Raw genomic sequence first — 12,071 nt, 5'->3', positions numbered from 1 at the left:
TTTGGGCGGGCCCCGGCGTCCTGTGGCACGGCGGGCCGTAGGGCCGACGGATTGATGCTTCGCACGCGGCAGCGGCCCGGCCAGCGATCGGATCGCTGGCCGGGCCTCGTGGGGTGGGGGACCGGTTTGTGCAGCCTTAGGCCGAGGCTCCTTCAAGAACGTGTTCGGCTTCGGAGCCACGGAGGTTGCCGGAGTTGACCATCAGGCCCATCATGTCGAAGACCACGGTGGCCGCAGCCAGCGAGGTGATGTCCGCGTGGTCGTAGGCCGGGGCGACCTCCACCACGTCTGCGCCGACGATGTTGATGCCGTTGAGCCCCCGCAACAGGCGGAGCAGTTCCCGGGAGTGCAGGCCGCCCATTTCCGGGGTGCCGGTGCCCGGTGCGAAGGCCGGATCCAGCACATCGATGTCCACCGAGAGGTAGACAGGGGTGTCGCCCAGGCGCTCGCGCACCTTCGCGATCGCCGCCTGGACCCCGATCTCGTCGATGTCAGTGGAGCGAATGATCTGGAAGCCGAACTCGTGGTCGCGCAGGAAGTCGTCCTGGTCGTAGACCGGGCCGCGGATGCCCACGTGCATCGACTTGTCCTCGATCAGCAGGCCTTCCTCGAAGGCCCTGCGGAACATCGTGCCGTGGGTGATCGGCTCGTCGAAGTAGGTGTCCCAGGTATCCAGGTGCGCATCGAAGTGCAGCAGCGCGACCGGTCCGTGGATCTTGTTGACCGCCCGAAGCATCGGCAGGGCAATGGTGTGGTCCCCGCCTATGGCGATGACCCGCTTGTCCTTGGCCAGCAGCGGCAGGGCCTGTTCCTCGATCTGCTCAACGGCCTTGCCGATGTCGTATGGCGTGCATGCCACGTCTCCGGCATCCACGACCTGGACCGCCTCAACGGGGGTGACGTCGAGCTCGACGTGGTAGCCGGGGCGCAGCAGGCGGGAGGCCTCGCGTACCGCGGCCGGCCCGAACCGGGCGCCCGGGCGGAAAGAGGTTCCGCCGTCGAAGGGCACGCCGAGCACTGCGATGTCGTAGTCGGGGACGGCATCGATCTGCGGGAGGCGGGCGAAGGTTCCAAGCCCGGCGAACCGGGGGACCTTGGTGGCCTCGACGGGGCCGATGGGCTGGTGCTTGCTCATACGAGGGTTCCTTTGACTGTCGTTTCTGCGATCTTGCCGTTTGGCTTGGTGTGTTTCTTGTTGCCGTCCCCTGAGATGTCGGCCAGGGAGCGGTTGGCCGTTTCGGGGGCAAGGATGAAGGTGGCGATGAGTCCCACCAGGGAGATCCCGGCGCCTATCAACAGGGCGCCGGAAGCACCGAAGCTGATGATTGCAACCGGCATGAGGTAGGTGCTTGCCGCCGAGCCCACCCGGCTGATCGCGGTGCCGAAGCCGACGGCGGTGGCACGGATCTCGGTGGGGAAAAGCTCGTTGGGGTAGACAACCTCGAGGAAGCTGGAGGCCCCGGAGGCCAGGGCGAAGATCGCCAGGGCGGTGAACAGGGTCTTGGGGCCAACGCCGGGGATGAAGGCGGGGGCGGCCAGGGCCAGGACGATGATGCCGAAGGTCCACAGCAGCAGCTTGCGCCGTCCGATGCGCTCGACCAGCCACAGGCCCGGGATGCCGCCGACGACGAAGAGCAGGGAAATCAGCAGCGACCCGCCGTATAGGTTGGCATCCCCGTCCAGGCCGAAGGAGGCGAGCAGCTCCGGGGCGAAGGTGTAGACCGCGAAGAGGGGGATGACCTGGGCGGTCCAGAAAATCGAGACGAAGAGGGTGCGGCGCCAGAACTTCTTGTTGAAGATGTCGGTGAACGTGGCTGCGCGCTTGCCGGTGTCCTCGTCCTCGCCAAGCGAATCGACGTCGTACTCGTTGCCGTAGACCTTCTTGATGACGGTGCGTGCCTCGTCGACCCGGCCGCGGGAGAGCAGCCAGCGCGGGGATTCGGGGGTGCCCAGCCGGAAGAGCAGGGTGATGATGGCGAAGATGGCCGGGCTGGCAAGCATCCAGCGCCAGGCGTCAGGCCCGACGCCGCGCATGGCGTACCCAACGGCGAATGCGGCCGCCGCGCCCACGGCCCAGACCACGAAGGTGGCACCCAGGAGCCGGCCGCGGTGCTTCCGGGGAAGGAACTCGGCCAACAGCGACGTGGCAATCGGGTAGTCGGCGCCGATGGCAACGCCGAGCAGGAAACGCCAGAGCACCAGCTGCCAGATGTCCGTGGAGAAGGCGCTGAGGATGGAGAAGACCGCCAGGGCGATCAGGTCCAGGATGTACATGGTGTGCCGGCCGACCTTGTCCGTCACCCAGCCGAAGACGCCGCCGCCGAAGAAGATGCCAACCAGGCTGGCTGCGCCGACCATGCCGATTTCCTTGGGGCCCAGGTCCAAGGCCGGGGTCATGGTGATTAGGGCGATGCCAATGATGGATAGCGCGTAGCCGTCTATGAAGGGTCCGCCGGAGGAAAACACGGTCAACTTCTTGTGGAACCGGGTTAATGGCGCATCGTCAATGAGGCGAACGGAGGTGCTCATTGCGGGCTCTTTTCTCTCTAGGTGCCCGGGAAATCCGGGCTGGCTTTTGGTGTAATCCAATCATTGGTGATCGTCATCACTGCGACAATCGACAACTGTCAACTATCGCAGACTCGCTCTAGACATTTGTATGAATGATCGCGTTTGATTGACGAGTGTCCGGCGGAAATGCGTTGGATGCCTGAATGTGTGAAAGGGGAACGTTCAATGGCCATGACAGTCAAGGAATTGCTGGACGAGCCGCAGCTTGGTCTGCGGCTGCTCGCCGGCGCCGACGGGTTGGGGCATCCCATTACCTGGTCCCATACCTCGGACCTTCCCCAACTCTGGGAGTGGGTCTCGCCCGGCGTGCTACTGATGACCAACGGGCTCTCGATCCCGGCCGAACCCGAGGCGCAGGTCCATTTGGCCCGCTCGCTGGTGGCGGCCGGCGCGGTCGCCTTGGCGGTGGGCGAGAAGATGCATGCCCCGGATTTGTCCGATCAATTCCTCGCGACCTGCGATGCACTTCCGCTGCCCTTGGTTTCCGTACCCTACCCGTTGCCTTTCATGGCCATTTCGCGGTCAATTGCCGAGGCGAGCCTGCTCGAGGAGTCGCGGCGGATCAAGCAAACCGCCCGCATCTACGACCTGCTGCGCAAGGCGACAACGCCCGGGGAGACCTGGACCCAGCTTTTGACGGCGATCGGCAAGGAAATCCGCGCGAGGCTATACGTGGTTGATGACCGGTGCCTGCATCCGTGGCAACCCGGAGACACCGCCCTGCCCCAGGACGTGCTGGCGCGGGTGAGGAGGGTCGGCTCGGAATCCACGGCGGAAACCCGACACTTCCTGTGGAGCGCCGACGGGGCGGAGTCCATGCTGATCATGGAAATTCCTACCCATCCCCATGCGCTGCTGGTCATCTTGCCCGATGACCAAATGCAGCCGGACGGGGTTGTCTTGTTGCACTCGGCCACCGTATTGGGGTTGGGCCTTTCGCGTTCGGCCCTTGCGATGGAAAGCCGCTACCGCTCCGGCGGTGAATTCCTGCTGCAGTCATTTGAAGGGCGCATTGGGGCCGCCGAGGCCGCCCGTCGCCTTGAGGAATTCGGCTTTCCGCGCGGCGACCTGCGGTTGGTTTCGGTCCCTGCACAGGCGGAAGTGGGTTTGCCCCAGGTTCACCGCGCGCTGTGGCGCCACGGCATCAACAGCCTCTGCGTGGTGGGCGGGGGAAAATTGCATCTGATGGTCTCCTCAGGGTGCCCGGAAGACTTGCTGCTGCACGTCTTCGACGCCTCGCTGCCCATGGGACTGAGTACGCCCGTGGGTGTTGATGCGATGCAGCGTGGATTGCGCGAATCCCTGTGGGCACTGGGTCAGGCGATCGCGCGGGGAGTGCGGCTGGTTGGATACTCAGAGGATGTTCCTTGGTTTGGGATTGGCGGCCATCGGGACGGCGCGGAGCTCGTGCAGCGGTTGCTGGGCCCGGTGATTGAGCATGACCGGCTCCAAGGAACGGAGTTCATGGCAACCCTGCGCTGTTACCTGGAAAACCAGCGTTCGGCCCAAAAGGTCGCCGCACTGCTTTTCGTGCACCGGCAAACCATCATCTACCGCATCCGCAAGATCAGCGAACTCACCGGCCTTGATTTGGCCGAAACATCCTCGGTCGCCCAGCTGTGGCTGGCCTTCCAGGCGCACGAGGCGGTGGCGCCTTAACAGCGATTGGAGGATCCGTGGTGACTCGTTGGCCCGTCCGTTCGCGAAGCCCGGTCCATGACATCGTCCCCCGAAGGGCCGATCGATCGACGAAATTGAACCGGGAAATGACGGAATGGGGTCGGGGTGACGAGCGGAACACATTTAATCGTTGTAGCTTCAAGTAAATAATGCAATACTTGAAGCAAGAACAATCCTCAGCCGCAATCCAAGGAGTAACCACCATGGGCGTCACCACCCAAGATCAACTGTCCGCAGAACTGGCCATGGGCACCGTCATGCTCAAGGTCGGGGACATGAAGAAGATGAGCGACTACTACCAGAAGGCCCTGGGCCTCGAGGTGCTCTCCGAAGGCCCTGCCGGCACCGGTCTGGGCCGCCGCGGAGTCGAACTTGTCCACCTCGCCGACGGCAAGGGCCTGAACCTGCCAAGCCGCGGCGAGGCCGGACTCTTCCACACCGCGCTGCTCTTCGACACCCAGTCCGACCTGGCCGCCACCGTGCTCTCCGCCGCTCAGTACGACGGTTCGCTGTTCACCGGCAGCTCCGACCACCTGGTGTCCGAGGCCTTCTACTTCAACGACCCCGAAGGCAACGGCATCGAGCTCTACTTCGACCGCCCACGTGACACCTGGACCTGGAACGGCGACACCGTGGCCATGGACACCATCTACCTGGACCCGAACCAGTACCTCAACAAGCACGTCAACGAGGCATCCGTCACCGGCCTGACTGCGGCGAACGCCGGCATCGGCCACGTGCACCTGCAGGTCGGCGACGTTGCCACCGCCGAGAAGTTCTACGTCGACACCCTGGGCTTCGCCAAGACCACGAACTTCCACGGCCAGGCGCTTTTCGTCTCGGCGGGCGGCTACCACCACCACATGGCCATGAATGTGTGGAACTCCCGCGGCGCCGGGCCCCGCAAGGACACCCTGGGCCTGGGCGAGGTCGTCATCACCGTGCCGAACGCCGACGAGGTCGGCGCCCTGGCCGATCGCCTGACGGTCGCCGGGATCGCGAGCCACCACACCGGTGCCGAACTGCGCTTCGATGACCCCTGGGCCAACAAGATCCGCGTGGCAGTGGGCTAAGGTCCCCGCGGATTCTCCCGGCCATGGTCCACCCCATTCCCCTCCAGGGAAGCGGCGTGGACCGGGCGGGGCTGTACGGTTGGTGTGTGAACAACCCCGGACCCCTCGGCGAATTCCTGCGCGCCAAGCGCGCGGAACTGCAGCCCGCCCAGACGCAGCTGGCCGCCTTCGGCAGCCGCCGCAGGGTCAAGGGCCTGCGCCGGGAGGAGCTGGCCCAGCTAGCCGGGGTCAGCGTCAGCTACTACACCCGCCTCGAGCAGGGGCACAGCAGGCACGCCTCCGACGAAGTCCTGCTGGCCCTGGCCAACGCCCTGCAGTTGCGGGTGACGGAAACCGAGCACCTGCTTGACCTGGCCCGGAGCAAGACGAATTCCGGGCCCCACGCGGCCGCGGTCCTCGAGACCCCGGACCGTCGGTCCCTCGACATGCTCGGTTTCATCACCGACCGTCCCGCGGTGCTCCTGGGCCGGCGCAACGACGTGCTGGGCTGGAACAGCCTGGGCCACGCCCTCATCGCGCCCCACCTGCCCTTCGACGCCCCCGCGCATGAAATGCGCCGGCCCTCGCTGCCGCGCATGCTGTTCCTGGATCCGGTGTTTCGAGGTCTCTTTGCCGATTGGGAGACCGAGGCCGCGGACTACGTCGCCTACCTGAGGTTCATCACCGGCAAATATCCCCGGGACGCGGCCCTGACCTCCCTGGTCGGTGAGCTGCTGATCAAGGACGAGGATTTTTCCAGGCTCTGGGCCACCGGGCGGGTGGGTGAATGCATCTCCGGCACCAAGCCGCTGCTGCACCCGGCCATCGGGGAGCTGTGTGTGGATTTCCAACTCTGGGCCCAGTCCAGCAACCCCGAGCACCGCATCGAGATCTACAGTTACCCCGACGCCGGCCGGATCAACGCCCTGCTCGGGGCGCCCCGGGGGTCCGGCCTCCCGGAACCGGGCGTGCCCGGGATCCGCCAGGGCCTACACGAGGGTCCCGGCGCCGAGGGCTGAACGGTCCTGGGCCGGGAATTCGACGCGAGTGGCGCGTTTCTGCAGGAAGACCGCCAGCACAAACACCGCCAGGCCCGCCAGGCTCACCAGCGAACCGATGGTGGCCAGCTGTCCGTAGGCGGCGCCGTCGCGCACCACCGACCCGCCGACGGCCGAGCCCAGGGCGACCCCGGCGTTGAATGCCGCCGCGGCAAGCGCCGAGACCACCGGCGAGATCACCCGGGCGATCTCCAGCACAAAGGATTGCAACGGCGGTACCAGGCCTAATCCCGCAGCGCCCAGCAACACCAGCAACACCACCACGGCCGGCACGTTCCCTGCGAAGAGGCCGAAGGCGCCCAGCGCGGCGATCAGCAGCAGCAACGCGACCACGGTGGTTTTCGGGATCGAGATATCGGCCAGGCGCCCGGCAACATGGTTTCCCACCACCAGGCCCACGCCGAAGGCCAGCAGGAACCACACCGCCAGGTGGGCAGGCACGCCCGCGTCCTGCAGGATCGGCGCGATATAGGTGAACATCACAAATAGGCCCCCGTAGCCCAGTGCAATGGCCAGGAAGGCCACCCACAGCCTGCCGGTGCGCAGCGCGCGGGCCGTGCCGCTGGCGGCACCCGTCTCCGAGCCCTGCGGCAACGCCAGCCACATCCCGGCCAGTGCGACCACGCTCAGGCCCGCGACCAGCCAAAAAACGCTGCGCCACCCCCATGCATCCCCGGCCAGGTTCCCGGCGACGACACCCAGCACGTTTGCGGCCGTGAAACCAAGGAACACCGTGGCAATCGCCGCGGAACGGCGTTCTGACACCACGAGGTTGCTGGCAATGGTGATAGCCACCCCGAGGAAGGCCCCGAGCATGGCCCCGGCAACGCTCCGGCTGGCGACCGCCAGCAGCAGGGTCGGGGCCAGCGCGGTGGCGACGTTCGCCAGGAGGAAGATGACCGCCAGCCACAGGGCCAGCCGCTTGTGGTCCGCGCGCAGCGTGGCCGCGGCGATCAACGGCCCTCCCACGCTCGCCCCCAGCGCAAAGGCCGTGGTGATCAGCCCGGAATCGGCGACGGACACCGACAAATCGGCGGAGGCGGAAAGCAGCTGCCCGTTGGGGGCGAATTCGGCGGTGCCCAGGGCGAAGGATGTCAGCGCCAGGGCGTAAATCGGAAGTCTCATGTTCCCATCCTCCGACATGCGTGAAGGTTCAACCAGTTCCCGGGTTTTCCTACCACTGACGGGGTATGGCTTGGCCGCCGGCTCCCCGCGGAGGCTACCGGGGACCGCCACGGCCATGGTTTTGCCAGCAACCGCCAATGAAACCGTCGGATTGTTTCGTTACGGTCGAACGATGCAATTACGCCTCAGCGAACTACGCCCGCACCTGGTCTCAAGCCGCATCTTCCTGATGGGACCGGGGGCCAAGACCATTGAGACCACCGGGGCCAGCTACGGCGACGACACCCAGCTCAAGTTCGCGCCGGACCTGCGTCTGGAGCCCTACGCCACCTATTGGGCGGGCAGCGGGCGCCACCTGGTGAGCTTGGGCTCCTTTTCCTACACGCATTCGAGGTTGCCGCTTTCGGCCCGGGTGGGCCGGTACACTTCCATCGCCAAGGGCGTGAAGGTCATGGGGGCCAGGCATCCGCACGAGTGGGCCTCCACCAGCCCGGTCTTCTACAACCGCCGGCTCATGATGGAAACCTTCGAGCGCGACCGGGGCGAGACGCCCGCCTACCGGACGTTCGACCACGCACCCGATCCCGTGGTGATCGGCAACGACGTGTGGATCGGGGAGAACGTCACGCTGGGCCACGGAGTGCACATCGGCGACGGGGCCGTGGTGGCCTCGAACGCGGTCGTCACCAAGGACGTGCCCCCTTACGCGGTGGTTGGCGGGGTTCCCGCCAAGGTGATCCGGCAGCGCTTCGACGAGGACACGGCCAGCGAATTGCAGCGCAGCGCCTGGTGGAACTATTCACCAACCGCCTTGAACCAGCTGGACGTCAGGGATCCGGGGGAGTTCGCCCGCGGTGCCATCGGCCTCATCGAGGCCGGGGCCATCGAGCCCTTCGAGCCGGAGACGGTCACAGGCCGAGAGCTGGCCGCGGCCGTAGCTTCCTCGTTCGACGGCGCCTCATCCTGAACGTGGCGCGGAACCGGTGCATGCGGCAGCGGGCCGTGCGGCCCGGAAACCGGCCGCCGAATGCGTGGTTCCACGGATGCGCAATCGCCGCCGTCGGCGCATCATAAACCCATGGGTCGACGGCTGACACCACGTAAACGTGGTGCGGATTGCCGGCGGGTTACGGCCGATTTCGCCGTGGTGCTGGCGAGCGGCGCCATCCCGTCCCGACTGGCTCGCGGAGGCATGGTGCTCGGTGGCAGCTTCCTGGCCGGGTGCGCAATCGTGGCCGCCGGTTTGCCGGTACCGGCGGGATGGCTGCAGTGGAGCGTTTTGGCATCGGTGGCGTGGTCGGGCTTACCGGCTGGGTTGGCATGCCCGTGTGGTTCATCCTGTTCGGAAGGCATCTGGTCGCACGGTCACCTGCGGCCGGCCGCCTGGCCCCACGGCCCGTCGGATCCCGAACCGCGTAGCATCGACGGCGCTGGCCAGGGGTGGCACCGTTTTTTCGGAAAATCCCCGCCGGGCACCGCGGCCGCTGCCAGGTGGTCTGCGCATTCCTAGCCGAACACCGGTGAATCCGCGGGAACCAGCACCTTGACCGCGGCCGGGACTATCGTGATCCTTGCCGGCAGGGCCCCGACCCTTTCCCCGTCGGCATAGATGGTCAGCGGCCGGTTGGCGCTGATGGTGATCTCCCGGCCGAGGGTGAAGGAGATGTTCTGCTGGCGCAGGTGGGTGCCGCGGTAGGAACGCAGGAAGGTCAGCGCCACGCCCAGGATCGAGGCCTTCCCCAGGGAGACCACGTCCAACAGGCCGTCGTCTGCCCTGGCCCGTGGGCAGATGTGCAGCCCGCCGCCGTACTGGCCGACGTTTCCCACGGCGACGAACCAGCCCGGAACGCTGCTCTCCACGCCCTCCACCTTCAGCGTGAAGGTGACGTTGCGCCATTGAAGGAACGCCTTGAGCCCGCCGTAGAGGTACACGAAGGGGCCGAGGTTGAGCCGGGCGCTGTTCCCGTACTCATTGGCCAGTCCGTCGAAGCCGACATTCGCGACGCCGAAGTAGGGGCGGCCGTTGACCAGGCCCAGGTCCAGCTCCCGGACCACCAGCCGCGAGAGGTTCCCCACGGCCTTGACCGGGTTCAGGTCCAGCCCGATGCGGCGGATGGTGTCGTTGCCCCGGCCCCCGGCCAGGGGAAGCAGGATGGCACCGGAGTCCCTGGCCCCGGCTGCGGCGGCGCCCAGGAACCCGTCCCCGCCCAAAACCGCCACCAGGGATCCGGGCGCGGCGGCGCGCGCCCGGTCGGTGGCCTCCTGCAGGCTTTCGGTCAGGTGCACGACCGGGGCGAACCCCGCTGCATGCAGGGCGCCGGCGGTTTCCTCCCAGAGCTTCAGGCCGCGTCCGCGTCCCGAGGTTGGATTGACCAGCAGCAGGGCGGGGCTGGCGACGGGAGCCTTCACGGGGTGGGTCCTTCCACGGGTGGTGACTCGGAGGCCATCGCCAGGATGCGGGCGGCGCGGTCGCGGGCGCGGTCCGCGTCGGCGGGCACCAGGGCCAGCCGGGTCCTGCGCTCCAGCAGGTCTTCGATGCTCGTTGCCCCTTCGGCGCGAATGGCGAAGAGCAGTTCCGCGCCGGTGATGGGGCTTGAGTCAAAGAGCGGTTCGGCCAGCAGCGGGTGCTCGCCGCCGAGCCGGTGCACCGCAACCGCCTCCGTGCCGTACTTGGCCACCAGCCGGGCCGGGGCGTCGAGGGCCGCCAGGGCCGTGCGGCTTGCGGCGCCGACCAGCGGAAGCTTCGTGGTGCGGCTCGGTGTGGTGACGCCGAGCCGTGCCGCTGCTGCGTCCACCGCGTCCTGCGCCATGCGGCGGTAGGTGGTCAGTTTCCCTCCCACCACGGTGATGGGTTCCCCGGGAACGTCCTTGACCAGGTGCCGGCGCGAGACGTCCGCGGTGCCCTCCAGCCCGCCGGCGTGCGGGGAGCCGACCAGTGGCCGCAGTCCGGCGAAGGACCCGACCACGTCGTCGCGGACCAGTGGCCGGTCGAGCACGCGGTTGACGACCTCGAGCAGGAAGTCGACGTCGTGCTGTGGAACGGCGGGGCGGTGGCCGTCGGCGTCGCGGTCCTCCTCGTCGGTGAGCCCGATGTACACCACGCCCCCGGGCTGGGGCAGCACGAACACGTACCGGCCGAAATGGCCGGGGACAGCCACCGTGTGGGCGGCCCGCGGGTTGCCCAGGCGTTCGGCACGCACCACCAGGTGGCTGCCGCGGCTCGGGGTTACGCTCAGCGTGCCATCGAAATCGGCGGCCCAGACCCCGGCTGCGTTGATGACGCTCCTCGCGCGCACCGCGACCGCTTGCCCGGTGCGCGTGTCAACCGCCTCCACGGCGTCCGCCGTGATCCCGGTGGCACGGACATCGCGCAGCACCTGAGCGCCGAGCCCGGCGGCGGTGCGCACCACGGAGATGACCAGCCGGGCATCGTCAATGAGCTGCCCGTCCCAGTAGAGAAGCCCGCGGCGCAGCGCCGGGGTGTCCAGCGACGGCACCAGGTCCGCGACGGCCCGCCTGGAAAGCAGCCGGGGCCGCGGCAGCACGCCGCTTCCCAGGCCCGAGGCCCGGCGCAGCAGGTCATAGAGCGCCACGCCCGCCCCGGCGGCGGCGGTGTCCCGGCGCCGGGCGCCGGTGGTGTCGGGGATGATGAACCCCAGCGGGCGGATGAGGTGCGGGGCGATCGTCTCCATCAGCCGGCGCCGCTCCACCGCCGATTCCCAGGCGACCGGGAAGTCGCCCCTGGCCAGGTAGCGCAGGCCGCCGTGGACGAGCTTGGAACTGTATCCGCTGGTCCCGGAGCCGAAGTCCCGGGCCTCCAGCAACGCCACGGACAGCCCGCGGCTTGCCGCATCCAGCGCCACCCCGGCCCCGGTGATCCCGCCGCCGATGACCGCCACGTCCACGGTGTGCGTGCGCACGTGATCCAGGGATAGCCGCCGGGTGGCGTCGTTGATCCAGGTCGGATCCCGCGTGGTCATGATCCGTTCCCTGCGGTGCCCGCCGGGGTGAGGTGCCGCAGAAGCATCCGTTCGAGCTCCGCGAGTGTTTGCTCGAAGGCGCCGGTCTTGCGCAGCAGCCGCGCCGAGAGCGCCACGCCCTGCAGGGCCAGCAGCAGCGTGGTGGCGGTGGCGGCGGTGGCCTCGATGCTGTGGTCCGCCTGGCCGGCGGCAATCAGCCCCTCGAGCTCATCAAGGATCAGCTGCTGGCTCGCGCCAAACCTGTCGGTGACGTAGGGGATGAGGAACTCGGGGTCCCGCTCGGCAATCGAGGCCAGAAGCTCCGAGGTGGCAAAGACCCGCACGCTTTGGATGGCGAAGTGCACCAGTTGCTCGCGCCCGGTGCCGGCGGGGCATGCGGAGCGGACATCGGCCGCGGCGGTGCGGAACTCGCGGGTCAGCGTCGCGAGCACCGCGTGTTCCACCGAGCCCATCCGGCGGTAGAACGTCATGCGGGAGATCCCCGCCCGTTCGGCAATGTCGTTGGCGGTCGTGCGGCGCACCCCGTGCAGGACCACCGATTCCCGCGTGGCGAGCAGGAGCTTTTCGTCGCCGGGGCCGGTGGTACGTTGTGACTTCATGTGTCA

At 67.6% G+C, this 12,071-nt stretch carries 10 protein-coding genes; 4 read left to right on the top strand and 6 right to left on the bottom strand.

Going from position 1 to position 12,071, the window contains the following annotated elements; translation table 11 throughout:
* Positions 1–136: 136 nt before the first annotated feature.
* Together speB and KRR55_RS06690 are read right to left on the bottom strand one after the other, a co-directional pair.
* Positions 137–1,135 carry an agmatinase gene (gene speB, locus KRR55_RS06695; RefSeq protein ID WP_217388255.1) on the bottom strand — a complete coding sequence of 333 codons (999 nt, stop codon included), beginning with the start codon at positions 1,133–1,135 and terminating at the stop codon, positions 137–139.
* A complete protein-coding gene (locus tag KRR55_RS06690; RefSeq protein WP_217388254.1) occupies positions 1,132–2,529 on the bottom strand; it encodes an MFS transporter in 1,398 nt (465 codons plus the stop codon). The genes speB and KRR55_RS06690 overlap by 4 nt, the downstream gene beginning before the upstream one ends.
* A 207-nt stretch (positions 2,530–2,736) precedes the next feature.
* Between KRR55_RS06690 and KRR55_RS06685 the strand changes: the two genes are divergently transcribed.
* The 3 genes from KRR55_RS06685 to KRR55_RS06675 all read left to right on the top strand — a co-directional run bounded on the left by KRR55_RS06685 (position 2,737) and on the right by KRR55_RS06675 (position 6,322).
* Positions 2,737–4,230, top strand: coding sequence for a PucR family transcriptional regulator (locus tag KRR55_RS06685; protein ID WP_217388253.1), 1,494 nt, complete (start codon positions 2,737–2,739; stop codon positions 4,228–4,230).
* Between the two features lie 224 nt (positions 4,231–4,454).
* On the top strand, positions 4,455–5,324 hold the full coding sequence (locus KRR55_RS06680) for a VOC family protein (RefSeq protein WP_217388252.1): 870 nt from the start codon (positions 4,455–4,457) through the stop codon (positions 5,322–5,324).
* Between the two features lie 86 nt (positions 5,325–5,410).
* On the top strand, positions 5,411–6,322 hold the full coding sequence (locus KRR55_RS06675; RefSeq protein ID WP_336245050.1) for a helix-turn-helix domain-containing protein: 912 nt from the start codon (positions 5,411–5,413) through the stop codon (positions 6,320–6,322).
* On the opposite strand, the gene KRR55_RS06670 is transcribed toward KRR55_RS06675, so the two are convergent.
* Positions 6,293–7,486: an MFS transporter gene (locus KRR55_RS06670; RefSeq protein WP_217388250.1), complete on the bottom strand. Its 1,194-nt coding sequence runs from the start codon at positions 7,484–7,486 to the stop codon at positions 6,293–6,295. The two genes, KRR55_RS06675 and KRR55_RS06670, sit on opposite strands and share 30 nt — an antisense overlap.
* Before the next feature lie 172 nt (positions 7,487–7,658).
* Here KRR55_RS06670 and KRR55_RS20575 point away from each other — a divergent pair, with 172 nt between their 5' ends.
* Positions 7,659–8,453 carry a CatB-related O-acetyltransferase gene (locus tag KRR55_RS20575; RefSeq protein ID WP_269468891.1) on the top strand — a complete coding sequence of 265 codons (795 nt, stop codon included), beginning with the start codon at positions 7,659–7,661 and terminating at the stop codon, positions 8,451–8,453.
* A gap of 539 nt (positions 8,454–8,992) precedes the next feature.
* Here the strand turns inward: KRR55_RS20575 and KRR55_RS06660 are convergent.
* The 3 genes from KRR55_RS06660 to KRR55_RS06650 are packed head-to-tail and all read right to left on the bottom strand — an operon-like array spanning position 8,993 to position 12,065.
* Entirely contained in the window at positions 8,993–9,895 is a 903-nt protein-coding gene (locus KRR55_RS06660; RefSeq protein ID WP_217388248.1) for a diacylglycerol/lipid kinase family protein, read from the bottom strand.
* Positions 9,892–11,466: a glycerol-3-phosphate dehydrogenase/oxidase gene (locus tag KRR55_RS06655; protein ID WP_217388247.1), complete on the bottom strand. Its 1,575-nt coding sequence runs from the start codon at positions 11,464–11,466 to the stop codon at positions 9,892–9,894. Before KRR55_RS06655 ends, KRR55_RS06660 begins: the two co-directional genes overlap by 4 nt.
* Positions 11,463–12,065 (bottom strand): TetR/AcrR family transcriptional regulator, encoded by a 603-nt coding sequence (locus KRR55_RS06650; RefSeq protein ID WP_217388246.1) that lies wholly within the window; start codon positions 12,063–12,065, stop codon positions 11,463–11,465. The genes KRR55_RS06655 and KRR55_RS06650 overlap by 4 nt, the downstream gene beginning before the upstream one ends.
* Positions 12,066–12,071: the final 6 nt, after the last annotated feature.

This window comes from Paeniglutamicibacter quisquiliarum, from assembly GCF_019084045.1.
Lineage (GTDB): Bacteria > Actinomycetota > Actinomycetes > Actinomycetales > Micrococcaceae > Paeniglutamicibacter > Paeniglutamicibacter quisquiliarum.
This window is presented reverse-complemented; position numbering and strand designations above follow the sequence as displayed.